At 68.4% G+C, this 24,090-nt stretch carries 27 protein-coding genes and 1 riboswitch; of the genes, 14 read left to right on the top strand and 13 right to left on the bottom strand.

Annotated elements, in window-relative coordinates; translation table 11 throughout:
• Nucleotides 1–175: 175 nt before the first annotated feature.
• The 4 genes from ACEN9K_RS19940 to ACEN9K_RS19925 all read left to right on the top strand — a co-directional run bounded on the left by ACEN9K_RS19940 (nucleotide 176) and on the right by ACEN9K_RS19925 (nucleotide 3,045).
• Nucleotides 176–757, top strand: a complete 582-nt coding sequence (locus tag ACEN9K_RS19940) for a DMP19 family protein (protein WP_495634923.1) — start codon at nucleotides 176–178, stop codon at nucleotides 755–757.
• Between the two features lie 86 nt (nucleotides 758–843).
• Nucleotides 844–1,539, top strand: coding sequence for a protein tyrosine phosphatase (locus ACEN9K_RS19935; protein WP_495634922.1), 696 nt, complete (start codon nucleotides 844–846; stop codon nucleotides 1,537–1,539).
• Between the two features lie 182 nt (nucleotides 1,540–1,721).
• Nucleotides 1,722–2,300, top strand: coding sequence for an RNA polymerase sigma factor (locus ACEN9K_RS19930; protein WP_018770065.1), 579 nt, complete (start codon nucleotides 1,722–1,724; stop codon nucleotides 2,298–2,300).
• Complete coding sequence (locus ACEN9K_RS19925) at nucleotides 2,293–3,045, top strand: hypothetical protein (RefSeq protein ID WP_488315515.1); 753 nt, start codon at nucleotides 2,293–2,295, stop codon at nucleotides 3,043–3,045. The genes ACEN9K_RS19930 and ACEN9K_RS19925 overlap by 8 nt, the downstream gene beginning before the upstream one ends.
• A 23-nt stretch (nucleotides 3,046–3,068) precedes the next feature.
• On the opposite strand, the gene ACEN9K_RS19920 is transcribed toward ACEN9K_RS19925, so the two are convergent.
• The gene (locus ACEN9K_RS19920) at nucleotides 3,069–3,626 is read right to left on the bottom strand and encodes a COG4315 family predicted lipoprotein (protein WP_018770067.1); all 558 of its coding nucleotides are present in this window, start codon (nucleotides 3,624–3,626) and stop codon (nucleotides 3,069–3,071) included.
• Between the two features lie 233 nt (nucleotides 3,627–3,859).
• Here ACEN9K_RS19920 and ACEN9K_RS19915 point away from each other — a divergent pair, with 233 nt between their 5' ends.
• A complete protein-coding gene (locus tag ACEN9K_RS19915; protein ID WP_134165059.1) occupies nucleotides 3,860–4,360 on the top strand; it encodes a sigma-70 family RNA polymerase sigma factor in 501 nt (166 codons plus the stop codon).
• Nucleotides 4,357–5,010 (top strand): anti-sigma factor family protein, encoded by a 654-nt coding sequence (locus tag ACEN9K_RS19910; protein WP_144600143.1) that lies wholly within the window; start codon nucleotides 4,357–4,359, stop codon nucleotides 5,008–5,010. Before ACEN9K_RS19915 ends, ACEN9K_RS19910 begins: the two co-directional genes overlap by 4 nt.
• On the opposite strand, the gene ACEN9K_RS19905 is transcribed toward ACEN9K_RS19910, so the two are convergent.
• A complete protein-coding gene (locus tag ACEN9K_RS19905) occupies nucleotides 5,007–5,486 on the bottom strand; it encodes an SRPBCC family protein (RefSeq protein ID WP_134165060.1) in 480 nt (159 codons plus the stop codon). The genes ACEN9K_RS19910 and ACEN9K_RS19905 overlap by 4 nt on opposite strands.
• Before the next feature lie 29 nt (nucleotides 5,487–5,515).
• Nucleotides 5,516–6,334: a DUF1206 domain-containing protein gene (locus ACEN9K_RS19900; RefSeq protein WP_495635732.1), complete on the bottom strand. Its 819-nt coding sequence runs from the start codon at nucleotides 6,332–6,334 to the stop codon at nucleotides 5,516–5,518.
• Nucleotides 6,335–6,677: 343 nt separating this feature from the next.
• Here ACEN9K_RS19900 and ACEN9K_RS19895 point away from each other — a divergent pair, with 343 nt between their 5' ends.
• Both ACEN9K_RS19895 and ACEN9K_RS19890 read left to right on the top strand, forming a co-directional pair.
• The gene (locus ACEN9K_RS19895; RefSeq protein ID WP_495634921.1) at nucleotides 6,678–8,252 is read left to right on the top strand and encodes a fimbrial protein; all 1,575 of its coding nucleotides are present in this window, start codon (nucleotides 6,678–6,680) and stop codon (nucleotides 8,250–8,252) included.
• A gap of 5 nt (nucleotides 8,253–8,257) precedes the next feature.
• On the top strand, nucleotides 8,258–8,704 hold the full coding sequence (locus ACEN9K_RS19890; protein ID WP_018770073.1) for a hypothetical protein: 447 nt from the start codon (nucleotides 8,258–8,260) through the stop codon (nucleotides 8,702–8,704).
• A gap of 17 nt (nucleotides 8,705–8,721) precedes the next feature.
• On the opposite strand, the gene trmB is transcribed toward ACEN9K_RS19890, so the two are convergent.
• Nucleotides 8,722–9,645 (bottom strand): tRNA (guanosine(46)-N7)-methyltransferase TrmB, encoded by a 924-nt coding sequence (gene trmB / locus ACEN9K_RS19885; protein WP_018770074.1) that lies wholly within the window; start codon nucleotides 9,643–9,645, stop codon nucleotides 8,722–8,724.
• Nucleotides 9,646–9,689: 44 nt separating this feature from the next.
• Nucleotides 9,690–9,959 carry a hypothetical protein gene (locus ACEN9K_RS19880; protein WP_495634920.1) on the bottom strand — a complete coding sequence of 90 codons (270 nt, stop codon included), beginning with the start codon at nucleotides 9,957–9,959 and terminating at the stop codon, nucleotides 9,690–9,692.
• 314 nt (nucleotides 9,960–10,273) lie between these two features.
• On the opposite strand from ACEN9K_RS19880, the gene ACEN9K_RS19875 reads away from it, so the two are divergent.
• The gene (locus ACEN9K_RS19875; protein ID WP_495634919.1) at nucleotides 10,274–11,620 is read left to right on the top strand and encodes an MFS transporter; all 1,347 of its coding nucleotides are present in this window, start codon (nucleotides 10,274–10,276) and stop codon (nucleotides 11,618–11,620) included.
• Nucleotides 11,621–11,628: 8 nt separating this feature from the next.
• Nucleotides 11,629–13,035, top strand: a complete 1,407-nt coding sequence (locus ACEN9K_RS19870) for an MFS transporter (RefSeq protein WP_018770077.1) — start codon at nucleotides 11,629–11,631, stop codon at nucleotides 13,033–13,035.
• Here ACEN9K_RS19870 and ACEN9K_RS19865 read toward each other — a convergent pair.
• Nucleotides 13,032–13,790, bottom strand: coding sequence for an SAM-dependent methyltransferase (locus ACEN9K_RS19865; protein ID WP_223992840.1), 759 nt, complete (start codon nucleotides 13,788–13,790; stop codon nucleotides 13,032–13,034). The genes ACEN9K_RS19870 and ACEN9K_RS19865 overlap by 4 nt on opposite strands.
• A 316-nt stretch (nucleotides 13,791–14,106) precedes the next feature.
• Between ACEN9K_RS19865 and ACEN9K_RS19860 the strand changes: the two genes are divergently transcribed.
• On the top strand, nucleotides 14,107–15,999 hold the full coding sequence (locus ACEN9K_RS19860) for a DEAD/DEAH box helicase (RefSeq protein ID WP_018770079.1): 1,893 nt from the start codon (nucleotides 14,107–14,109) through the stop codon (nucleotides 15,997–15,999).
• A 71-nt stretch (nucleotides 16,000–16,070) separates the two neighbouring features.
• On the opposite strand, the gene ACEN9K_RS19855 is transcribed toward ACEN9K_RS19860, so the two are convergent.
• The 7 genes from ACEN9K_RS19855 to ACEN9K_RS19825 all read right to left on the bottom strand — a co-directional run bounded on the left by ACEN9K_RS19855 (nucleotide 16,071) and on the right by ACEN9K_RS19825 (nucleotide 20,838).
• Nucleotides 16,071–16,721, bottom strand: a complete 651-nt coding sequence (locus ACEN9K_RS19855) for an MBL fold metallo-hydrolase (protein WP_018770080.1) — start codon at nucleotides 16,719–16,721, stop codon at nucleotides 16,071–16,073.
• 21 nt (nucleotides 16,722–16,742) lie between these two features.
• A complete protein-coding gene (locus ACEN9K_RS19850; protein WP_018770081.1) occupies nucleotides 16,743–17,045 on the bottom strand; it encodes a putative quinol monooxygenase in 303 nt (100 codons plus the stop codon).
• 45 nt (nucleotides 17,046–17,090) lie between these two features.
• Complete coding sequence (locus ACEN9K_RS19845) at nucleotides 17,091–18,104, bottom strand: aldo/keto reductase (protein WP_018770082.1); 1,014 nt, start codon at nucleotides 18,102–18,104, stop codon at nucleotides 17,091–17,093.
• 39 nt (nucleotides 18,105–18,143) lie between these two features.
• Nucleotides 18,144–18,770, bottom strand: coding sequence for a nucleoside/nucleotide kinase family protein (locus ACEN9K_RS19840; protein ID WP_495634918.1), 627 nt, complete (start codon nucleotides 18,768–18,770; stop codon nucleotides 18,144–18,146).
• Nucleotides 18,771–18,792: 22 nt separating this feature from the next.
• Nucleotides 18,793–19,170: a DMT family transporter gene (locus tag ACEN9K_RS19835; RefSeq protein WP_056391787.1), complete on the bottom strand. Its 378-nt coding sequence runs from the start codon at nucleotides 19,168–19,170 to the stop codon at nucleotides 18,793–18,795.
• Nucleotides 19,170–19,493: a DMT family transporter gene (locus tag ACEN9K_RS19830; protein ID WP_056391785.1), complete on the bottom strand. Its 324-nt coding sequence runs from the start codon at nucleotides 19,491–19,493 to the stop codon at nucleotides 19,170–19,172. The genes ACEN9K_RS19835 and ACEN9K_RS19830 overlap by 1 nt, the downstream gene beginning before the upstream one ends.
• 10 nt (nucleotides 19,494–19,503) lie before the next feature.
• Nucleotides 19,504–19,569, bottom strand: a riboswitch (guanidine-III (ykkC-III) riboswitch).
• Between the two features lie 87 nt (nucleotides 19,570–19,656).
• Entirely contained in the window at nucleotides 19,657–20,838 is a 1,182-nt protein-coding gene (locus ACEN9K_RS19825; RefSeq protein WP_056391782.1) for an ROK family transcriptional regulator, read from the bottom strand.
• Nucleotides 20,839–20,964: 126 nt separating this feature from the next.
• Between ACEN9K_RS19825 and ACEN9K_RS19820 the strand changes: the two genes are divergently transcribed.
• The 3 genes from ACEN9K_RS19820 to ACEN9K_RS19810 are packed head-to-tail and all read left to right on the top strand — an operon-like array spanning nucleotide 20,965 to nucleotide 24,088.
• Nucleotides 20,965–22,293, top strand: a complete 1,329-nt coding sequence (locus ACEN9K_RS19820) for an ABC transporter substrate-binding protein (RefSeq protein WP_018772145.1) — start codon at nucleotides 20,965–20,967, stop codon at nucleotides 22,291–22,293.
• Entirely contained in the window at nucleotides 22,293–23,207 is a 915-nt protein-coding gene (locus tag ACEN9K_RS19815; protein WP_018772144.1) for a carbohydrate ABC transporter permease, read from the top strand. Before ACEN9K_RS19820 ends, ACEN9K_RS19815 begins: the two co-directional genes overlap by 1 nt.
• Nucleotides 23,204–24,088 carry a carbohydrate ABC transporter permease gene (locus ACEN9K_RS19810; RefSeq protein ID WP_495634917.1) on the top strand — a complete coding sequence of 295 codons (885 nt, stop codon included), beginning with the start codon at nucleotides 23,204–23,206 and terminating at the stop codon, nucleotides 24,086–24,088. The genes ACEN9K_RS19815 and ACEN9K_RS19810 overlap by 4 nt, the downstream gene beginning before the upstream one ends.
• The last annotated feature ends 2 nt before the right edge of the window (nucleotides 24,089–24,090 follow it).

Raw genomic sequence — 24,090 nt, 5'->3', positions numbered from 1 at the left:
CCGGTGGGTGGTTATCTGATCCATCTTAGTTCGCCCGGCGGCACGCCCATGCCGGGCGCCTTCCCGGCCGGCCCCGAAAACTTCGCTTGACGTTCATTTGTCCGCCGATCCTGCCGTGGCCTGGCCGCCGTAGCGTGAAGGCGTCCGGCGTACCACCACCCCAGCAAGGAGTGCCATGACCACCAGCCAGCAGCCCGTCGTCCTGACCAGCAGCAGCATCGAAGGCAGGGACGAGGAGGTGGTGGAGGCCAACGTGGCCATCATCGATGCAATGCACAACGCCCTGCTGGCCACGGAGGACATGTCTCCCGTGGCCGTCCGCAGCTATTTTGTGGACTTCTACCTTTGCCAGGCCCTGGAGGGCGGGTTCGCGCAATACGCCGTCATGGCGGCCGCACGGTCCACCATGGACACGCTGGTCCGGGAGGGGATGGCCGGAATGGGCGCCGGCGCGCACCTGGACCCGTTCAACCGCGGCGTGGACGCCTATGACGCACTGACCGCCGAAACAGCTGCCGCCTACCTGGACGGCATTGATGGCATCGGTGCCGTGCCCGACGGCGTCTTCCGGATGGAGGAGCTCGACGGCGAGTTTGAAGAGCTGCTGGAACGCGAAAACATCACTGCCCTCAATGCCCGCTGGCTGCGCGGCCAGGCGGACCTTCTGGTGCTGGACGATGAGGAAGTGGGCCCGTATATCCAGCGCCTCGCGGCAACCCTGGTTCCCAGGGAGAAAGAAAATTCGAGGCGCCCGTAACCTTTCCGCAACCGGAGGCGATGTAGTCCGTGATGGGTCCCCCGGCGGACCCGATCCGATGTGTTGTCTAGGTTTGGAGAAGTTAGATGTCTGTGTTCACCGTTCTCGCCACCAGCAAAGTCGCCGCCGGAGTCCTGGCTGCAGGAACCCTGGCAGTGGGAGGAACCGGCGCCGCCGCCGTCTCGGGCGTCCTTCCCACCCAGGCCCAGCAGACCGCCCACGAGCTCTTCGGCGCACCTGCCCCCAAGCTTGCAGCCGAAGCAGCGGCTGACGCCCAGGCCACCCCGGCGCCCACGGCGACCGAAGCTGTGACCGGTGCCCTGAAGACCGCCGACGCCGATGCTTCCGCCACGGCCTCCGGTTCGGCTGCGGCCTCCGACGACAAGGTCACCGCCGGTGCGACTGCTTCCGCGGCAGCCAACACCGCCGTTGACGCCGCCGGTCCGGCGGCCCTGGGCCTGTGCACCGCCTATACCCACGGTGGCGTGGACGCTTCCTCCAAGGCGTTCTCCTCGCTGTCCATCGCAGCCCAGGGTGAGGCGAACATCGAGGGCTACTGCACCGACGTCGTGGCCAAGGCCGATGCCGCTGCCAAGGCTGCGACCGAGGCCAAGGGCTCCGCTGCCGTCGAGGCTGAGAAGCCTGAGCTTCCGTCCGCTCCCGCCGTTCCGGCAGTTCCTGCCGTCCCGGGTGCCGACGGCGCAACCGCTGTTCCTGCCGTTCCTGCCGTTCCCGCCGTGGGCGGCGACACCGTGCACGCTCCGTCGGTTTCCACCCGCTAAGGCACGTTGGCTAGTCTGGACTGCGGCCGCCGCTCCGGCTGCGGCCGCAGTCCAGGCAGCCGGCCGGGCGCGCACGCCTTTGGAAGTGCACCCCCGCCAGGCCTGCAAAGAGGCAGCTGGAAGGCCACGGAGACTGGCAGTCCGTACCGGAAACCGGGACAGGGCGCGGGCCGGATCCCGGGATGGAGGAGCCGCTGGTGCTAGACACTTTGGTCCAGGAAGAGATCGACATATTCGACAACGCGGCCGGAACCGATCCGGCCGTGTTGTTCGCGGCTGCCTATCGAACCTTCGCGGGGCCGGTGCACGGCTACCTCAAGGCCCGCGGCCTGGATGATCCCGAAGCTGTCACCCAGGACGTCTTCCTGGCCTTTTATCCCAAAATCGGCAGCCTCACCGGCGGTCTGGCGGGCGCCAAGTCCCTGCTCTTTTCCATCGCGCATGCCCGCATGGTGGACCACTACCGCCGGCTGGAGCGCAGGCCGCAGCTGACACCGTACGATCCCCAGCAGGACGGCCGCACCTCGCCGTCCGCGGAGGACCACGCCGTGGAACTGACCGCCGGGGCCGCGGCGATGCTGGAAGGCCTCAGCGCGGAACACCAGGAAGTGCTGGCCCTGCGCGTCGTGGCGGACCTGTCCATCGACCAGGTTGCCGACATCATGGGCAAGAGCGCCGGAGCCATCAAACAGCTCCAGCGCCGCGCCCTGCAGAACCTCAAGGCCCAAACGCTCAAGAGAAACCAGGCGAACCATGAGTGACACCGCAGGATCCCGCAACGACGGGACCGTTGACCAGCTCCTGCTGGAGGCCGGCGTGGACGACGACGGCCAGCTCCGTGATGCCCTGGTCAACCTGCGCGCCCTCGCGGCAGGCGCCCCTGAGCCCTCCGCCGAAATCGCGGCCCTGATGGCGGGAACTTCCGCTGCCGGCCCCGCCCCCACCACGGTGCTCTCCGCCGCCGAACCTGCGGCACCGTCCCCGCGTCCGGCCGGCCGCCCGGCCGATGAACTCGCCGCGCGCCGCAAGGCCAAGCGCCGGGTCACGCTCACCACCTTGTCTGTTGCCGCTTCGCTCGCGGCAGGTGGTGCCGTTGCCGCTGCTTCGGACCAGGGGTTCCGGGAATCCTTCACCCAGCTGAACCACGCCGTCACGTCATTCGTGACAGGGTCCAGTGCGGCACCCACCGGCCACGACATGCCGCAGGTGCCCGCGCCACAGCCTGCGGCGCCTGCCCCGCAGGCAACCAGCGGCCCGGACGCCGTCCCGGCGGCACCGGCCCCGGCTTCGGCACCTGCCGGTGCGGCGCCGTCGGGTGTTCCGGCACACGGAAACACGCCGAGCCATGGGGCTGCCACGCAGCAGCCCGCGGCTACGGAGCCGTCACTGCCCGCCACCGTTACGGAGGATGTCAGGAAGGGCCTGGAACCAAGCTCCAAGCTGCCCGTTCCCGTGCCCACGGAAGTCCCCCTCCCGGGCAAGGTCCCGGACGTTCCCCTGAAGTAGGCCGGACCGGTGGGCCTGCAGGCCTAGTAACCCTGGCCGGCTGCCTTGATCATCGCGCCCGACGGGTCCGACAGGTACCAGACGCCGCCCACACCCTGGCCCAGGATGTCGCCCGGCTTGGTGTCCTTTGCGAAGTAGTAGAGTGGCATGCCGTTCAGTGTCACCTGCTTCTTCCCGTCAGGGGTGCTGATGGTGCCCAGCTTGCCGGTCACGCCTTCGCCCGCGGGGGAGCCCGAGGTGGTGGTCAGCGGCGGCCACTGGACCAGGCAGGAGCCGGTGCAGGCGCTGGTGCCGGAGTCCTTGGTGTCCTTGGTGAAGAAGTAGAGGCTCATTCCCTTCGCATCCACCACAATGCTGCCTGCGGATGAGGATGCCGTTTTGAGGTCGACGGCGGCGCCCGCCTGGGTCGATGACGCGGAGGCTGAGGCGGTGCCGGACGAAGAAGCCGTGGCGGACGCGGTGCTGGAGGCACCCGTGGCCGGGCTGGTGGCCGACGGAGTGGTCCCGGTGCTGCTGCCGCAGCCGGTGAGGGCTGCTGCCAGGGCCAGGATGGCAAGGCCTGGCCCGACATGGTGCTTCATGATGTGCTCCTTGGCTGGTGTTTCCTGCTGATGCTGGTGCAGGCGCCCGGAGCTGAATTGCCGGACGCTAACCCCTACGACGCTTCCAGGTAAAGAATGGTTCACAGGCGCGCTCCGGAGCCACCCGGTTGAACCTTTTCCTGCTGCCCAACGTGGTAACAGCCGGGAGCGCAGGATGCCGTGGCGTTCCACGCTGTGCAGTGATGTGAACGGGCAGGGACGGGGGAAGCGGGATGCCGCTTGACGACAAGGTGGTGGAAGCCATCTACCGTGAACACGGCAGCGCCCTGCGCCGGTTCGTGCTCAGCGCCATCCGGGATCCGCAGCTCGCGGAGGACGTGGTGCAGGAAACCGTGCTGCGCGTCTGGCAGCATGCGCCGGACATCAACGGCAGCTTCCGCAGTTATCTGTACCGCACGGCCAGGAACATCATGATCGACAACTACCGCCGGAGCCAGCGCCGGCCGAACGAGGCGCTGGAGAGCAGCCTTACCGACCCCGCCGCAGTGATGGGCCGCGTTGACGAGATGCTCAACCGGGTCCTGATGGAGGAAGCGCTGCTGCGGCTGAGCAAGGAACACCGGGACGTCCTGGTGGCCCTGCACTACCGCAGGTTCACGGTCAACGAGGCGGCCGTCCAGCTCAACATCCCCAGCGGAACGGTCAAATCCCGCGCCTTCTACGCGCTTCGGGCACTGCGCACCATCCTGGACGAGATGGGGGTGGAGCGGTGAACACCGACCTCCACCACCTGCTGGGTGCCTACGTCCTGGGCGGCCTGGATCCCGACGACCTCGCACTCTTCGAGGCACACCTCCAGGACTGCGGCGCCTGCCGCAGGGAACTGGCGGTGCTGGAGAAGGTGCCCATGCTCCTTGACTCCCTTCCGGTCCCCGACGCCGTGGCGCTGACCGCCGTCCCCGGCGGCAGCGGGGGTGCCGGCGCCACCCCCGCCCGCCTGCTCGACGAACTGGGCCGCCGGCGTCGGACATTACGACGGCGGTGGGCGGCGCTGGCAGGTGCCCTTGCCGCCGCGTGCCTGGCCGTGGGACTTGCGGTGGGTCCCATGCTCGCCAGGCCGCCGCATCCGGACGCCACCTACTCGGTGGCATCCGGGGGAGGGCTGCAGGTCAACATCGACATGGCCCGGAAGACGTGGGGAACCGAGCTTGCGGTGAGCGGCAGCAGCCTCCCGGCGGAAGGGACCCTTTCACTGTGGGTGCGCGACCGCGCCGGCGGGGAGGACCGTGCCTGCGCCTGGACGGCCACCCCGAGCGGGAAGGTCAAGGTCACCGGGGCAACCCCCATCCAGCTGGGCAGCATCTCAAGCGTGGAACTGCGCGACGGCGCCCAGCACGCGGTGGCGGTCATTACCGTTCCCTAGGGTGTGAGTCCCCTGAACTCCGCGACCAGTGACTCGTCCTCGCAGGCGCGGGCGAAGGCCTCGATCCGCCGTTCGATCTCGTAGCCCAGCAGCCGGCTGCCGATCCGTTCCATGAGGGGCCGGAGCGCAGCCGGGCGGCACGAAAAGGTGTATTTCCAGACCGCCCGGGTGCCGCCGTCGTCCGCCGTGAAACGCCAGCCGCCGCCGAAGTTGGTGAAGAACCAGGGGCCGGAGACCATGGTCATGCCCACGTTGCGGGGCGGCGCATAGGAGACATACTGGCTCACCATCGCCAGGCCAAGCCGGGACCTGGTGCGGGTGCGGACGCCTTTTCCTGGCGCCCGGGCGCCGTCAAGGAAGCCCTGGGCGGAGATGAAAGGGTCCCACTTGAGCCGGAAGTCCCCGGTGGTTTGGGAGAGGGCGAAGGCAGTCTCCGGATCGATGCGGATCAAGCGTTCGGCACGTACCTGGGGCATGCCTCTACCTAACCATGCTGATTGACGGCTTACTTGGTCATTTTGGCCAGCCGCGCGCGCATGATCATGTATGCGCCGTAGCAGACCAGTCCGGCTCCCACCGCGGCCAGCAGGTAGGGGCCCAGCGGCTGGTCGCGGAGGGCCCGCAGCCCGCCGTCCAGGCCGGTGGAATCCTCAGGGTGCTCCTTGAGCGTGGCGATGGCGATAAGCAGTCCGGCCAGCAGCAGCACGGTTCCCTTGGCCAGGTAGCCCGCCACCCCCAGGGCCGTCACCGCTGTCCTGGCCGGGCCGGGGGAAGGCATCCGCAACTGCTTCTCAAACGATTTCTTTGGTCCCCGGATGCCGTACGCCACGCCCGTGACTGCCACCGCCACGCCGATCAGGACGAGCAGCGCCACCCCGCCAGGGGCCTGCATCATGGAAATGGTGAAGTCGCTGGCGGCCTTCCGGTTGTCATCGCCCGTCCCCGTGCCCAAGGCGAAGTGCCACAGGGTCAGGGCCAGGACGGCGTACACGATCGCCTGCAGGGCGGCCTTGGCCTTGTTCTTGATTTTCTTCCTGGTGGGCTGGTGGTTGAAGTCGAAGATGGCGTCGCCGGTCTGCCAGAGGGACAGTGCGGCGCAGGCGGCGAAGCTTCCCCACAGCAGGAACGGCCCCACGGGCATGGTGGCAAGTTCGGCAACGGCGCCGCTGAAATCGGCGTGGCCCGTGCCGCCCATGGCCAGGCGGATGGCGATGGCACCCACCAGCAGGTGCAGGATGCCGCTGGCTGCGAATCCGGACCGTGCCAGGATCTCGAGGACGCGCGAATTGGTGACGTCCTCTGCCGTGTCGACGGCCTGTTTCAGTTCTTCTTTGATCGTCGTTCCTTTGGACAGGCGCGTTGTGCGCCGCTGTGCGTGCCCTTCTTACACGGGTAATCGTGCCATGCCGGCCGGGCCCCGAACAGCCGGCCTGGAACAGCCGGCCCCGAACAGCCGGCCCGGAGCAGCCGGCCTGGAACAGCCGGCCTGGAACCGCCGGCCTCGAGCAGCCCGCCCGGCACGGCTCCACAGGAGACCGGCCACCCGATGCCCGGTTGTCCCGGCAGCCGCGGGCGGATGGGGAGGGATCCCCATCGCCGGGCCCCGGCAGCCTGTGCAACCATAAGGACCAGCGATTGACACGTACCGCACTTTTCCCGGGGGAACCATGACTTTTTACGGCGCAGACACCAGCCAGTTGCGGGCGCTGGCCAAGGCGGCAGACCAGGCAGCGTCGCTGCTGAGCAGCCGGGCAGGGTCACTGCACAGCCAGATCCAGTCCGCGCCGTGGAAGGGACGGGACGGGGACCGCTTCCGCCAGGAGTGGAGTGCCAGCCACCGGCCCGGCCTGGACAAGGTGGTGGCCAGCCTGCGGGAGAACTCGAAAATCCTGATGAAGCATGCCGACGAGCAGGAAAAGGCGTCGGCCGCCGGCGGGTCCGGCACCAGCGCTTGGGACCGGCTGACGTCGCTGGCCGCGCAGGCCAGGGAATGGCTCAGGGAAAAGGCCGAGGCAGCCAGGGCGGCGGCAGAACACCGCCGGGAGCTCGAGTCCGGGCTGGACCGGATGCTTAACGCCGGCCCGGAAGAGCAGGCGAAGTGGTGGGCCGCCCTCTCCGACGCGGACCGGAAATACCTGATTGAGGGCGAAGGCAGCGACGGCCCTTTCGCCGAGGACCTGATGCGCATGGATGGCGGCATTCCCGCCGCCGCCCAGCAGCTGGCCAAGCAGCACCTGCAGGAGCTGGCAAAGGCGGACATTCCGGTTTACTCGGAGACCGGGAAGGCCTCCATCGAGGCCCGGGTGGCCTGGGTCCATGGCGGTGCCGAGGTGGGGACCGAAGTGGTGGAGAACGCCGATGGTTCCGCCACGATGAAGGTTTACGGAAATATGGGCCTGGGCGTCAACGACACCACCGGAACGGCGGGGGCAACACTGACCGGGGAGGTCTCCCGCGAGTACACGTTCGCCAGCGTTGAGGAAGCGATGGCGGCGCGCCAACAGATGTACCGCGACCTTCCGCCGGACAGCATCGGCGAGATCAAGGACGTGGCGGGCAACCCGCCCGGATACATCCTGGACACCATTAATGATGCAGCGAAGGACAACGGCTCCACAGGGCAGACGGACAAGGCCAAGGGCACGTTTTCGCTGGCTGCCGAGGGTGAGGCCGGCACCGCGTCCGGCGGGGCAAAGCTTGACCTTGCGTACGAGCGGAACCTCACGGACGGTACCTCCACAGCCAGCGGCGAGGTCTCGGCACAGGGCAAGCTCAACCTGGACGGCAGGGTCTTCGAGGCCTCCGGCAAGGGCGGGCTGCAGGTCACCATGGACAAGGGCAACAACATCGAGTCAGTCTCCGTATCCATGGACGGCACCGTGGCCCAGGGGGTGACCTCCGGCGTGAAATCCGAGGCCGCCAAGTTCGATTCCACCGTGACCGCCGGAACGCAGGGGACGGTGAAGATTGATGTGGACTACTCACCGGAGAACCGGCCCGTCATTGACAGCTACCTTCGCAACGTCGCCCTGGGGAATGAGGCGGGCGCCGCCCGCGACGCCGCCCGCCTGTACGAGGCCGGCTCCGCCACCATCCAGGTGAACTCCGTGCTGACGGCCACCAACGAGGCAGGGTTCGACGTCAAGGTGGGTGAGGTGGAGGTCAAGACCGAGAACCAGTCCACCACCAACGTGTCCACATACTACAAAGTCCCCAATGACACCAAGCTCGAGAGGCTCTGAAACCAATGTCAGTGCACATCGAATCCCCGCTGGGCTTCACCGCAGACTTTCCCGAGCACACCCAGGTCCTGGATGATTCCACGGCTGGGCCCAACAGCGAGCAGTACGGCCTGCTGGGCGGCGTCCTGGTCACAGTGATCAAGGACGATACCTCGGTGCAGGATGCGCCGCAGGCCACCGGCTGGGCGCACCTGATGTCAGGGTTCTACCTTGAGGAGCGCGGCGGCACCCTCCTGGCGGAGGGCGGGCTGAACCTGCCCGGCAAGGCCGCCTATGCGGTGGTTGTGGGATATGACGACGACGGCGGGCCGGCCAAGGTGGCGGCCACCGTGGGCGTGTGGGAAAGCGGGCGGTTCATTGGCGTGGTGGTCATCTGGCCCTACCTGAACCCGGAGGCCGAACCCCGGCTGGACATGCTCAAGGAGATCGTGGCCTCGATCAGCGTGGCCTGACCGCCGCCCGGCACCCCTCAGCGGCGGCGGTAGCAGAGATCGAAGATCAGGCGGCCTGCCTCGTGGGCCTTCGACTCGAAGCTGGTCCGGATCCTGCCCTCGAAGCGGGGAGCCCAGCCGCCCGTTTCATCCACGCCTTCGTTGGGACCGGTGTGCTCCGTGCTCACCGGCGCGCGTCCCTCGCGGACGGGGGCGCCGCCCACCACGGATTCGACGCCGGACTGCCACACCTGGGTGAGCGGGCTTTCGGGTCCGCGGCGCTCGCCGGTGTGCAGGTTCTCGAAGTCCGCTGAGCCTGCCATGACGTCCCGGACATGGACGGCATAGTTGGACCAGTCGGTGGCGATCCGGAACAGGCCACCGGGCTTCAGCGCCCGGGCCGCCAGCTTGGCGAACTCCGGCTGGATGAGCCGGCGTTTGTGATGCCGCGACTTATGCCAGGGATCGGGGAAAAAGACCCACAGTTCGCTGACCGAGCCTTCGGGCAGCATGGTGGCCAGCACCTCCGGGGCATTTGCCTCCACCACCCGGACGTTGTCCAGGCCGCGGCTGTTGATCTTGATGATCGTGTTGGCCAAGCCCGGAGTGTAGACCTCGACGGCCAGGAAGTTGGTGTCCGGGTTCTGTTCGGCCGCATGGCAGATGGCGTCGCCAAGGCCGGAGCCGATTTCGACGATAAGCGGGGCCTCCCGGCCGAACTCTGCGGCGGCGTCGAAGGTGTAGTCGGGGTGGACCGAGGTGTTGGCCACGTGACGTGGAACGTTGACGGCCCAGCGCTCGGCGTGCTCTGCCCAGGCAGCCTGCCGCCGGCCCTGCAGCCTGGTGCCGCGGCGCACGAAGCTGACAGGCCGGCCGCCGTAGGTGCCAAAGGAGGCCTGGGTCCCGGGCGTAACGGGCCTGGGGACATGCGGCTGCTGGGGGTTTTCAGGGGATTCGCTCATCCCTTCCAGAATAGCGCCGCGGGGGCAGCGGAAGATCAGGGCGGTCAGAACAGGCCAATAGCGTCGAGTGCCGGGCCCAAGGCCAGGGCGAAGACCAGGCCGCAGATGCAGAGGGAAACTGCCGCGGCAGACCAGTTGCCCGATCCCCGCGGGGACCCCTTCAGGGCAGGCAGTGCCAGCCGCAGCGCCAGTACGGCGAAGAGGAGAGGCAGGCTGAACAGCACCATGGGGGTTACCCACGGCCTTGGGGACGGCCCTTCGTCCGGGTAGGTCATCAACATGGCGAACATGGACAGCGGCCCGGTGAGGAACATGCTCGCTGGGGCAAGAATCGCCAGGACCAGGCTGTTCGTTCCCTTGTTGCCTGGCCCTGCATTTCCTGTTCCTCCGTTTCCTGTTCCTCCGTTGCCTGGCCCTCCATTGCCGTGCACGCCCGGGGGCAGGGGAGGGTGGGGATCCTGTGATGGCGTCGTTTCCATGATGCTCCCTCAAGTTGGTGCGGCTTGTTGGTCCAGCCATTTGCCGGGCCGCGGCTGCTTACAACCTATGAAGCTGCAGGGGGTGCGGGAAGCTACCCGGCTTCGTATGTGGAAAACTCCCGGCGGCGCTTCCCTGCAAGAATGGGCGCATGACGGACGCAACGAATGCCGAAGCGAAGAAGCAGCGGCGGGGGGATGCCTCCGGCGACGCCCGGGGAAGGGCCCGGACAGGCAGCAGCGTGGTGGACACCAGCACGCTCGTGGACGCAGAAATCGATGAGCTTCCGGCAGCGGAGCCCACCCGGGTGGGCAGCCGCCGTGCCCTTGCCTATCTGGGGGTGTGCCTGGTCCTGATCGGACTGAACCTGCGCAGCGTCTTTTCCAGCCTTTCCGCGGTCCTTCCGGAGGTGACCTCGCAGGCAGCGCTGCCGGGTTGGTCCGTGGTGGTGCTGACCACCGTTCCCGTCACCCTGCTGGGTGTGTTCGCGCCGCTTGCGCCGGTCCTGGCCCGCCGGTTCGGTGCGGAGCGGGTGCTGCTGGGGGCCATGGCCCTGCTGACCGCGGGGCTGCTGCTGCGGCCAGTGGACACCGGTGCTGCCCTGGGCGGCGCCGGCCACCTGCCTGCCCTCCTGGTGGGCACGGCAGCCTGCGGCGCGGCCATCGCATTGTGCAACGTGCTTCTTCCGGGCCTGGTGAAGCGCGACTTCCCGCACCGGCTGGGACTTATGGGCGGCCTCTACACCACCGCGATTTGCGCCTCCGCCGCGCTCGGTGCCGGCTTTACCTACCCGGTCTACACCGCGACGGGGGAGTGGACCAGGGCGCTGTGGGTCTGGGCGGTGCCCGCCGCCGTCGTCCTTCTGTTGTTCCTTCCCGTGGCCGTTCGGCAGGGGACCGTCCGGCACCAGGCGGTCAGGGACGGGGTCAACGTGTGGCGCTCACCCGTTGCCTGGCAGGTGACCATCTTCATGGTGCTGCAGGCCATGATGTCCTTCAGTGGCTTCGCCTGGCTGGCCCCCATCCTCCGCGAGAGGGGTGTTGACGGGGCCACCGCGGGGCTGATCGTTGCCGTGTGCATCGTGCTGCAGATGCTGGGTTCCCTGTTCGCCCCCGCACTGGCCGCCAGGTTCCGGGACCAGCGCGCCATCAACACGGTGGTGGCGCTGATGACCGGCAGCGGGTTCGTGCTGAGCATCCTGGGCCCGCTGGACCTGGTCTGGGTGTGGGCCGGGCTGCTGGGGCTGGGGCAGGGAAGCCTTACCGCCTGCGCGCTGACCCTGATCATGCTCCGCACGCGCGACGGGCATACCGCCGCGCATCTTTCGGGCATGATGCAGGGTGTTGGCTACGGGGTGGGCTCCACGGGAACCCTCATGGTGGGCCAGCTGCACCAGGCCACCGGGTCCTTCATTCCCGCCGGAGTCCTGTTCATGGTGGTCGGCCTGCTCGCGGCGGTCTTCGGCTACCGTTCCGGCCGGGACCGGTACGTGGGCTAGGGAACGCTGTGCGCGACTCCACCCTCCCGGCCGCCCATCCCGCCACCGGGATCTTCCGGCCCCCGTACTTCTGGGTCACCATCGGCACCTGCGCCCTGGTGTTCCTGGCCGCCTTCGAATCTCTTGCCGTAACCACCATCATGCCCCTGGTCAGCCGGGAACTGAACGGCGGAAGCCTCTACGCCCTGGCCTTTGCGGGACCCCTGGCAACCGGCGTGATCGGCATGGTGGGCGCGGGCAACTGGTCCGACCGCCGCGGCCCGGCCATGCCGCTCTACACCTCCGTGGCACTGTTCGTGGCCGGCCTGCTGATCGCGGGCACCTCAAGCTCCATGCCCGTGCTGGTTGCCGGCCGGCTGGTCCAGGGGCTCGGCGGCGGCGCCCTCACCGTGGCGCTTTACGTGCTGGTGGCGCGGTTCTTTCCCGGGCCGCTGCACCCCAGGATCTTCGCCGCATTCTCGGCCGCCTGGGTGGTTCCCTCGCTGGTGGGGCCCTTCGCCGCCGGCGTCGTGGCCCAGGTCTTCAGCTGGCACTGGGTGTTTCTGGGTGTGGTTGGCCTGGTCATTCCGGCGCTGGCAATGATCGCCCCGGTACTGCGGGGGCTTGCAGAGCGCGAAAAGACAGGAGCGCCGGATAACACTGCTCCGCCCTGGGCCCCCGGACGCCTGGGGTGGGCGGCGCTCGCCGCGCTCGCCGTGCTGGGCCTGAACCTTTCCGCCGACGTCAGCATCCCCGCTTTTCCCGCCGCCACGGCACTCCTGGCGTCCGCCGCCGTCGTCCTTGCCTTGGTGGCTGTCCGGCCCCTGGTGCCCGCCGGTACCCTCACAGCCCGCCGCGGGCTGCCGAGCGTGATCCTGGCGCGGGGCCTCGCCTCGGCGTCGTTCTTCGGCGCTGAGGTCTATCTGCCCTACCTGCTGATCGACCGGTACGAATTCCCGCCCACCCTGGCGGGCCTGACCCTCACCGGGGGTGCGCTGGCCTGGGCCGGTGCCGCCGCTGTCCAGGGCCGGCTGGGCTCCCGGCTCCCGGATCTCCGCGCCGTCCGGGTGGGGTCGCTCATGGTCCTGGCGGCCGTGCTCCTGGCCCTGGCCACCACCGCGCTGCACTGGCCGGCCGCCGTCGCCATCGCCGGCTGGGTCCTGGCGGGCGGCGGCATGGGCCTGCTCTACCCGCGCCTGAGCGTGATGACCCTGGCGCTGTCCACCAAGGAGAACGAAGGCTTCAACAGCTCCGCCATGTCCATCTCCGATTCCCTCGGCGGGGCATTGTCGCTCGCCACCACAGGGCTCGTCTTCGCAGCCTTTACGACGGCGGCCCAGTCCTTCGCGGGCGTCTTCGCCTTCACCGCGGCCATCGGCGTCGCCGCGGCATTGGTGGCACCCCGCGTCACCGCCGGGAAGCCCGCGGGGAACTAGGGCAGGCGGGTGGCGCGCAGGACGACGTCGGCAATGGTCGCCTCCTGCCCCTCCGGCCCGGTCACCGGCCGCTCCCTGCTGGTGAGGACCTCGATCTGCCACCCGGGGCCGTTGAGCTTCAGTTCGCGGACCACGTCATCACCCGTGTAGAACATGTCCAGGTGCTGGTGGTGGTCGTTGCCCCAGGGCGGCAGCCGGTGCGGGTGGTGGCCCACCACCAGCAGGGTTCCGCCGGGCTTGACGGCGGAGGCAGCCGTGCGCAGCGGGATCCGCCAGTCCAGTTCCTGGGAATGCAGGAACTGGGACGTCACCAGGTCATAGGAAGTGCCGGGTTGCCACTGCGTCAGGTCCGCCAGTTGCCAGGTGATCCGGCTGGCGATGTCGCCATTGGACGCGCGTACGCTTTCCCGCGCCAGCTCCGCCAGTTCGTGGGAATGCGCCCGTTCCAGGGCGACGGCGGAAACGTCGACGGCGGTCACGGACCAGCCCTGCTGGGCAAGCCAAATGGCGTCGGCGCCTTCGCCGCATCCCAGTTCCAGCGCCTTGCCCGGACGCAGTCCGCCGGCTTCCCGGACCAGCTGCGGGTTCGGCTTTCCGCTCCAAAGCCGCGCCTTGGTGCGGTACCGCTCGTCCCATGCCGCTGCGGGATCGATGCCGCCGCCGCCCCCTTCCGGCGCGCCGCCGCCGTCGTTCCCGTGATGCCGGTGGGTCTCCTCGTGCTGCGTCTCCTGGCGTCGGCCCGGCTGTTCGCTCATGCCTCAACAGTGCCCCGCCGGAGCCCCGAAGGCAACGCCGGGGTCGGTTACAGGGCCGCGGGGTGCTAGACTGGAGGAACTTGATGTGCAGTGATGCCGCCTGCTCCTGATCTGGAGAACCTTTCCAGGGAGTGGGCTTTCTTCATGTGAGAGGCACATCCTGCGTCGATGAACGCGTTCCATTTGGTCCCTGCCGGCTGTCCTTATTTGCAGCGGCACGGTTGATCACCTGACTTTTCTTCGGCGAACCCCTGGTCCAACCGGCATCGGGGGCCGATATCCGCATGGATACCGCCTGAAAGACCGTAAAAACTACATGACAACTTTTGCTGCCCTCGGTACTCCCAAGGCCCTTGCAGACACCCTTTCCGCCCAGGGAATTGTTGAACCGTTCCCCATCCAGGTGAAGACCCTTCCGGACACGCTGTCCGGTCGTGACGTCCTGGGCCGCGGCCGGACCGGATCCGGCAAGACCATCGCTTTCGCCATCCCGCTTGTAGCAAGACTCGCTGAGCGGGAAGCCAAGCACTTCCGCAAACCCGGCCGCCCCATGGGCCTGGTCCTGGCACCCACCCGTGAACTGGCAACCCAGATCAACGCCACCATCGAGCCGCTGGCCAAGGCCGCCGGCCTGAACACCACCGTGATCTACGGCGGCATCTCCCAGGCCCGCCAGGAGAAGGCGCTGCGTGCCGGCGTCGACATCGTCATCGCCTGCCCAGGCCGCCTGGAGGACCTGATCCGCCAGCGCATCCTGACCCTGGAGGCAGTGGAGATCACGGTCCTGGACGAGGCCGACCACATGGCCGACCTCGGCTTCCTGCCCGTGGTCAAGAAGCTCATGGACATGACCCCCAGCCAGGGCCAGCGCCTGCTCTTCTCCGCCACCCTGGACAACGGCGTGGACAAGATCGTCCAGCGCTACCTGTCCAACCCGCTCACCCACTCTGTGGACGACCCGCAGGCCGCGGTGACCACCATGGAGCACCACGTGCTGGTGGTCAACGACCAGACCGTCAAGAAGCAGCTGATCGTTGAGCTCGCTTCGGGTGCCGGCCGCCGCGTCCTGTTCATGCGGACCAAGCACCACGCCCGCAAGCTGGCCAAGACCTTGACCGACGCCGGCATCCCCGCCGTCGACCTGCACGGCAACCTGTCGCAGAACGCCCGCGACCGCAACCTCGCCGAGTTCTCCAACGGCGACGTCCGCGTCCTGGTGGCCACCGACGTCGCTGCCCGCGGTGTCCACGTCGACGACGTCGAACTGGTCATCCACGTGGACCCGCCCACCGAGCACAAGGCGTACCTGCACCGTTCCGGCCGCACCGCGCGTGCCGGCTCCGACGGCACCGTGGTCACGCTGACCCTCCCGGAGCAGCAGTCCGACGTCAAGAAGCTCATGAAGGCTGCCGGCGTCGACGTGAACTTTGAGCGCGTCACGGCAAACTCCCCGCTCGTGGCCGACCTGGTGGGCGAGATCGCCGACAAGGTCGACCCCCGCACCCGCGCCGCTCTGATGGCCGCCAAGGCTCCCCGCCAGGGCGGCGGCACCTCCACCGGTGCCAATGCTGAGCGCAAGCGTGCACGCCGCCAGGCTGCACCGTCTGCCGGTGGGCGCGGCGGCCGGGGCGGACGCGGCAAGGTTTCGGCCGAACCGGCCCGCACCGATGTTCCCCGCGCCGAGCGCCGGGCCGTGGCCTTCGAGGGCCGCACGGAAGCCCGCGCGGCATTCGACCGCAATGCCGAGCAAAATGAGGACCGCGCGGTGGCAGCAGCCGCTGCCCGCCGCAACGCCCGTGGCCGTGGTACCGCTTCGACCCACCGCAACGACGTCCCCGCAGCAGGTGGCCGCTCATCGGCCGGCCGCGGTTCGGACGGCCGTGCAGCAGAGGGCCGGGGCGATTCCCGAATCACCCGCAGCGACGCACCGCGCGGCGGCACCGGCCGTCCGGCTTCAGGCGGACGCCCCGCCGGCGGCGGCCAGCGCAGCGGCCGCCCCGCAACCGGCCAGCGTGCAGCAGCGGGGGCATCCGGCCAGCGCTCAGGTGCGGGCGCAACCGGCGGCAGCAAGGCTGTCTGGTCCTCCAACACCGGTGGAACCTCAGGCGGCTCCTACAGTGCAGGCAATGGCGGCGGCTCCGGCCGTCCGGCCCGCAGCGGCCCGCGCCGCGCGTCCGCCCCGGCGTCGAACGAACGCCGCGGCCGCTAGCCAATGAACTAGCCAATGAAAATGGCGGGCTCAACCACACGGTTGAGCCCGCCTTTTTGTGTTTGACGTACCTACCAGCCGCGGGCGCGCCACTCTTCCAGATGCGGCCGCTCGGCGCCCAGCGTGGTGGGCTTGCCGTGCCCCGGGTGCACCACGGCGCTGTCCGGGTAGGCGTTGAACAGCCGCTCCGTGACATCGGACAGGAGCTGGGTGAACCGGCCGGGATCCTTCTGCGTGTTGCCCACTCCGCCCGGGAACAGCGAGTCGCCGGAGAAGATGTGGGCGGGGCCGTCCGGATCCTGGTAGACAAAAGCGATCGAGCCGGGCGTGTGCCCGCGCAGGTGCACGGCGGTCACGTCGAAGCCGTCGAAATTGCCGACGTCCCCGTGGCCAAGCCGCACGTCCACGGGAACCGGCAACGCATCGGCGTCGTCCGCTCCGGCGGCTGTCCGCGCGCCGGTGGCCTCCACCAGCCCCTTGAGCGCCCGGACATGGTCCCAGTGCTGGTGCGTGGTTGCGACCAGCGCCAGGCGCGGAGTGGCCGATGTGTCCGCAGCGCCGTCCGCGAGCAGCTGCTGGATGGCAGGGAGATCGTCAGCGGCGTCAATCAGCAGCTGTGCCCCGCTTTCCTTGGCGGTCAGCAGGTACACGTTGTTGTCCATCGCACTGACGGAGATGCTGCGGATGGTCAGGGCCGGCAGGTCGTAGCGAAGTGATTCCATGGGCTTTGTTCCAGCCACGGGCTACAGGTCGAGCGGCAGGGTGGTCGAGTAGACCTGCTTGGATGGCGGCGCGGCCAGGACCTCATGCAGCGCGCTCTTGCCTTCCGGTGTTCTCCGCCAGGCGGCGTAGTCGTCATGGTCCTGCGTGGTGGCCCAGGTTTCCACCACCAGGATGTGGCAGGGGTCGGCGTCATCCACCAGCGCTTCGATGCCCTGGTTGCCGGGCCACGCCCGGGTGGCGGCCAGCGTTTCGGACAGGTACTTCGCGGCGTTCTCGCGGTGGGCGGGGTCGATCTGGACTTCGAAGTGGACGATGGCAGGCATGGGGCTCCTTGGGTTGGGTGAGGGACGGGTTTTTGGAGAGCGGCTTTATTCCCGGCCTTCGGACACCCAGGCGGGGTCCGCTGAGCGGGAGCCGACGACGGCGTCCGACGCTGCGTCGAGGGCCTCCAGGTGCGCCGGGGTGAGGTCCAGGGCAAGCGCGCCAAGGTTTTCGTCGATGCGTGCGGCCTTGCGGGTGCCGGGAATGGGGACGACCGGCAGGCCGAGCCGCTTGCCCTGGGCGAGCAGCCAGGCCAGGGCCACCTGCGCCGGCGTGGCGGCCAGCTGGTCCGCCACGGCCCGGACGGCGTCCACCACGGCCTGGTTGGCGCTTGCGGCGTCCGGCGCAAAGCGGGGGATGTTCCGCCGGAAGTCCTTCTCGCCCAGGCTTGCGGTATCGACGGTTCCGGTGAGGAATCCGCGGCCCAGCGGCGAGTAGGGGACGAATCCCACTCCCAGGGCGGCTGCGGCGGGAACAACATTGCGTTCCACGTCCCGGCTCCAGATGGACCATTCGCTCTGGACCGCGGCGATCGGGTGGACCGCTGCCGCGTCCTGCAGCTCCTGCGCCGTCACTTCTGACAGGCCCAGGTGCTTGACCTTGCCCTGCTGGACCAGTTCCGCCATGGCGCCCACGGTTTCCTCGATGGGCACCCTGACGTCCCGGCGGTGCATGTAGTACAGGTCGATGGCGTCGGTGCCCAGCCGCTGCAGGCTCCGCTCAACCGCCTGGTGCACGTACCCGGCGTCGCCACGGATGTCCGTGTAGCCGTCAGTCGGCGTGCCCACCAGCGCGAACTTGGTGGCCAGCTGGACCTCGCCCCGCCGGTCCTTGAGCAGCCGGGAAATCAGTTCCTCGTTGCTGCCGCCGCCGTAGATGTCCGCGGTGTCGATGAAGCTGACGCCGGCGTCAACGGCGTGATGCAGTGTCCGCAGTGCCTCGGCGGGGTCAACCTCGCCGTATACGGGGGTAAGGGCCATGCCCCCGAATCCAAGGGGGCTGACGGCCAGGCCGTCGCCAAGCTGGACGGTGCCGCGGCGGTCGGTGGGTGCGTTTGCCATGGGTGCTCCTGTTCGTTTCCTGCTCTTGGAATTGGTTGTCTAAAGCCAGGGGATGATGCGGTCCGCGGCCGGGCGGGTGGCCTGGATCAGCCGGGCATTTGCTTCATCGGGTCCGCCGGCCCAGGCCACCGCAGCCTCCCGGTCCATCCCGAAGGATACGTGCCGGTCCACCAGCCGCTGCAGCCGCAGCGCGGGCGGGGTCTCGAGGAACCAGACCTGGTCCAGTTGCGCCCGTACCTCCTTCCACGGTTCCTGGTCCGCCAGCAGGTAGTTGCCCTCCGTGATGACCAGCGGGACGTCCGCCGGCACGGCAATGGAAGCCGCCACCGGCTCGTCCAGGGCGCGGCGGAACTCCGGTGCGTAGACGACGGCCTCGTCCCGGCGCACCAGGCGGCGCAGCAGCGAAAGGTACCCGCCGGCGTCGAACGTATCAATGGCGCCTTTACGCCGCCGCAGCGGGGTCCCCTCGATGATGGCGTTGCCCAGGTGGAAACCGTCCATGGGAACCACAACCGACATTCCCGGGCCGACCTGCTCCTGCAGCCAGGCGGCAAAGGTGGACTTCCCGGAGCCCGGCGCCCCGGCGATGCCCAGGATGGTCCGCGTTCCGGGCGCTACCCGGTGCCGCAGGGCGTCCAAGGCGTCAGTGATCTCGGGGGAGTCCATGGCAAAAGCCTAACCGCCGGGATCAGCGGCGGCTCGACTCCACGGGATAGTCAGCGGCGGCGTGGTCCCTGGCCGGCAGCGCCTTGAGGCCGGCCGCGCAGCCCACGATGCCTGCGATGAACAGCAGTTTCACCACACTGAACGGTTCCACCCCGGTGGCCATCGCCCAGCCCACCGTCAATGCGGCGCCAATGCCCACCCAGATGGCGTAGGCGGTGCCGAGCGGAATGCTGCGGATGGACATGCCCAGGCCCAGCATGCTCAGGGCGGCCGTGACGGCGAAGACGAGCGTGGGCAGCGGCCTGCTGAAACCGTCGGACAAGCCCAGCGCCGTGGCCCACACGGCTTCCAGGACAGCGGAGGCCAGGAGCACCAGCCAGGGAAACGGGCGCTTCATCATCACGCCACCACCTTCAGGCCAACCACGCACGCGGCGATGCCGGACAGCAGCAGCAGGCGCGCCGCCGTCGGACGTTCAACCTTGCTGGCCATCGCATAGGCGGAGGTCAGGACCACGCCCACCCCCACCCAAACCGCGTAGGCAGTGCCGGTGGGAATGGACTGCATGGCCACGGCCAGTCCGCCGGTGCTGGCGGCGACGGCCACAAGGAACAGGGCGGCAGGGGCCACGCGCCGGCGGCCGGAAGCCCGGGAGGCGTTGTGCAGGGCGGCTGCCCAGACGGCCTCCAGCGCGCCGGAAAGAAGAAGGATTAACCACGCCATGACCAGATCCTTTGGCCAGTCTTGTCGCGTGCCGGGTACTGAACCGTCGTCCGGAGGCTCGGGGTGGAGCCTTGGATCCCAGCGTAGCAACGCACGACGGCGGGCGGCCACGTTGGTGCCCAACCTCACCACCCGCGGTGGCCGGCCGGATCAACCGGCGCTCTCAGCCGGCGCGTTGCGCCAGCAGCTGTTCCACCCGCTCCGGCGCGTAGAGGCTCTCCTCCACCAGCCGGCACAGACCCACTGCGGTGGCCTTCCGGCTGTCAGCAGGGACGATCTCCAGATCCACCAGCGAGGGTTCGAAGGCATCGGCCAGGATTTGCTGCCGGCAGGCCTGCAGGAAACCAGGGAGGACCCCCACCAGCCCGCCCACCGCCACCCGGCCGGGGTTCAGCGTTCCCACGATGGCGGCGAGGACGCGTCCGAGCACCCTTCCGGCGTCTGCGACTGCGGCACGGACGTCCGGATCGTCGTCGGCCGCGTCAACGAGCCGCCGCAGCGACCCGTAATGCGCAAATTGCGGGGCGGCAAGCAGCGCGCGCCCGGAGGCCACCGCCGCCAGGCAGCCGTCCCTGCCGCACCGGCACCGGCAGCCGGCGGCTTCCGGGATGCGCACATGCCCGATGTCACCGGCGGCCCCGTGGGCGCCGCGCACCAACGAGCCCCGGACAATGATGCCGGAGCCGATCCCGGTGCTGACCTTCACCGCGACGAGGGAGTCGAGCGGGCCGCGGACCTCCCCCACCGCCATTGACCGGGTGTCGTTTTCCAGCAGGACCGGGCAGTCGAGCCTGGATTCCATGGCCTCCTGCAAAAGCTGCAGGTCCCAATGGGCAAGGACGGTCCGCTCCAGGCCCAGGCGGTGGAGGGGGTCAACGGGGGCGGGCAGTCCCACTCCTGCCCCTACGGGTTGCCGGCCGTCCAGCAGCCGCAGCGCCTCACCCACCACCTGGTCCACCACCACCTCCTGCGCATTCCCGATCTCCACAGGGATGCGGACGGAAGCCACCACCTCCCTGCTCAGGGACAGGAGATGGATTCCGGCGTGCGTATGGCCGATTTCCAGGCACACCACCAGCTTGTCGCGGTCATCGAACCGGAGGGAGCGGGGCGGCCGGCCCCGCTGGGCGCGCAGGGGAGTGGACTCGTAGACAAGGCCCGCCGCGAAAAGTGCATCGAGCCGCTCGTAGAGGGTGGATCGCGCCATTCCGGTGATCTCCAGCAGGTCCGCCCGGCTGTACCCCGCGGTGTTGGAGCGCAGGAGCTGGAGAAGATGCCCGGCGCTGGTGGCCGGCCCCGGCGACGGCTGGGCGGTCTCGCCCACCAGCGTCCTCTGCTCCGTCATGCGGCAGGCTTCCTTTCCACTGCGGGCGCGGGTATGGCCCGTCCATCATTGACGCGATCTGTATCACACAATTATGATCGATCATCAGACAAAATACCTAGCAGCCCTTCACCCCAGGAGGCTCTAATGTCCGTTTCCGCCCACCACGACGTCAGCCGGCGAGCATTGCTGAAGGGGGGCCTGACGGTTTTGGCGGCCGGTCCGGTCCTTGCAGCCTGCGGGGTGAATACCAGCGGGAGCGGAGGCAAGGGTTCGGTCAGCTTCCTCTCCACGCAGTTCTCCCCGGTGGAGGAACGCCAGAAGTACGAGGCCACGCTCAAGAAATTCGCGGGGGACATCAGCGTGGCCTACAACCCCGTTGACACGGGCGTATTCAACACCACGCTGAAATCCCAGCTGGCAGCGGGGAAAGTCGAGGTGGGAATCGCAGGAGGACTGCACGGTGACCTGGCCCCCTTCGCCTCGCAGCTTGAGGATCTCAGCTCGCTCATGAACGACCTCTCCTCGGCGGGCTACTCCAAGGACGTGACCGAGCTGGCCAAGCTGGGCACCGACGTCCCCCGGTACATCCCCTGGATCCAGGCCACCTACGTGCTGGCCATTAACAAGAAGGCGCTGCAGTGGCTGCCGTCGGGAGCTGATGTCAACAAGCTCACCTACGACCAGTACCTTGCCTGGGCCAAGGCCGCCAAGGACGCCAACGGCCGGCCCGTCTTCGGCCTTCCCGCCGGCCCCAAGGGACTCCACCACCGCTTCTACCAGGGCTTCCTGCTGCCCAGCTTCACGGGCGGGCAAATCACCACCTTCCGCAACCAGGACGCCGTCAGCGCCTGGACGTACATGCGCGAGCTTTGGGCCAACACGAATCCGGCGTCCACCAACTACGACTTCATGCAGGAGCCGCTGGCCAACGGCGAGGTCCTGGTGGCCTGGGACCACGTGGCGCGCCTCATCACGGCCGTCAAGGACAAGCCGGACGACTGGCAGATGGTTCCGGCCCCGTCCGGGCCCAAGGGCAGGGGCTACCTCCTGATCGTGGGTGGCATGGCAGTGCCGAAAGGTTCCCCCGAGAAGGACAAAGCCTTTGAGCTCATCAAGGCCCTGTCCAAGCCCGAGGCGCAGATCGAGACACTGAAATCCAACGCATTCTTCCCTGTGGTGAAGACGGACATCGGCGGTGACCTGCCAGGCGGCATCGCCCTTGAAGCGAAGGCCGTCAAGGCACAGCAGGAGGCTTCCGACGCCCTGCTCGCCCTGCCGCCCGTGGGCCTGGGCGACAAGGACCCCCAGGTCTCCCAGCTGTTCAAGAACTGCTTCCAGGAGATCTGCCTGAACAACTCGGACGTCAAGGCCACGCTGGACAAGCAGGGCGCGGAACTGGCCAAGATCATGGACACCCTCAACGTCCCGTGCTGGGCGCCGGATCCCAAGACATCCCCCTGCAAGGTCGCGTGATGGCCGCACCGGACGCGCCGGCGGCAGCCAGGCCGCACGTTCCCCCTGCGGGGCCCAAGGTCCGTGCCCCCAGGAGGAGGGGAAGCTCCGCGGCCCTGCTCCTGATCGCCCCGTCGATCGTGTTCATGACGCTGCTCTTTGGCTGGCCGATGGTCAGCGGCGTCCTGCAGGCATTCGGCGGCCCCGAAGGCTTGACGACGGCGAACTTTACCCGGATGTCCCAGGACCCGTACTTCTGGTCCTCCGTGGGCAACACCCTCCTGCTCATCGTGGTGATGATCCCCATCCAGTTCGTCCTCGCCCTGGCGATGGCCCTGCTGATCCGGGCCAAGCCCCGGGGGGCGTCTGCCTACTTCTACATCTGGGCCATCCCGCTCGCGGTCAGCGACCTCGCCGCCGGCCTGGTGTGGCTGACGGTCTTCACGGACCGCGGCTACCTCAACTCGCTCCTTGCATCCATGGGCCAGCAGCCCGTCTCCTGGCTCGCCTATGACAACTACCCCTCCATGTTCGCGGCGGTGCTCATTGCGGAGGTGTGGCGTGCCACGTCGCTGGTGTTCGTGATTGTCGTGGCCGGCCTGCAGTCCATTCCCAAGGATTACGAGGAAGCTGCCGGGGTCTTCGGGGCCAGCTTCTGGAACCGGCTGTGGCACGTGACCCTGCCGCTGCTGCGTCCCAGCCTGCAAACAGCGTTGATCCTGAGGACCATCCTGGCCTTCCAGACATTCGCCGTTGCCCTTGCCCTCACCGGCCAGAACTTTCCGCTGGTGGTGGGCGAGACCTACCGCTGGTACACAGGCCTGCAGGATCCCAACGTGGCATCGGCGCTGGCGCTGGTGGTCATGTTCGTCTCCATGGTCACGGCCGTGGGCTACCTGAAACTCCTGAGGGACCAGACGGAGGCGGCGCGATGAGCCATGCAACGACGGCCAGGACCACTGCCGGTGCCGACCGGCCCGAACCCGAGGTGGACCGCCGGCCCCTGGCCCGGCAGCGCCGCAACCGGGTGCTCCTCCAGGTGGCCTGCATCCTGATCACGCTCTTCATGGCACTGCCCATCTACCTGATCGCCCTGGCCGCGATGTCCAGCCGGCAATCGCTGCAGAAGTTCCCGCTCAGCTTCATCCCTGACAACTTCTCCACCGAGACCATGCAGACATTCCTGCAGTCCACCGGCATCCTGGGCGGCCTCATCAACTCCGTCCAGGTGGGCGTGTTCACGCTTGTGCTGTCGCTGCTCATCGGCGTTCCGGCAGGATACGCCGTGGCGCGCTTTGCCTTCTGGGGCAGGGAGCCGTACCAGCTCTTCCTGCTGTTCACCCGCGCCCTGCCGATCGTGGTGCTGTCCGTGCCGCTGGCCCAGCTCTTCCTGCAGACGGGGCTGTACGACAGTGCGCTCGCCGTCGTCCTGCTCCACTCGGCGCTGGCCCTGCCCACCACCATCCTGATTACGGCCTCGGTGTTCCTCGGTGTTCCGCGGGACGTGGAGGAAGCGGCGCGGATCTTCGGCTGCAGCCCGGTGCAGGCCTTCCTCAAAGTGGTGCTGCCCATGGCCATACCCGGCATCGCGGCGGCCTCGATCTTCACGTTCGTCATGTCCTGGAACGAGGTCCTGGGCGCGTCGATCCTGACCCTGAACCAGCGCACCCTACCTGCCCAGGTCCTCAGCTCCCTCGCCGAATCGCCACTTGCCTACCGCTTCGCCGGCGGCTTCCTGCTGGTGGTCCCGGCACTGGTCTTCATCTTCTTCATGCGCCGCTACCTCACCAACATGTGGGGCTCCACCATCCGCTGATT

The sequence above is a fragment of the Pseudarthrobacter sp. Pseusp20 genome (assembly GCF_059492155.1).
The sequence above is the reverse complement of the archived record's forward strand: the minus strand, read 5'-3'. Positions and strand labels throughout refer to the sequence as shown.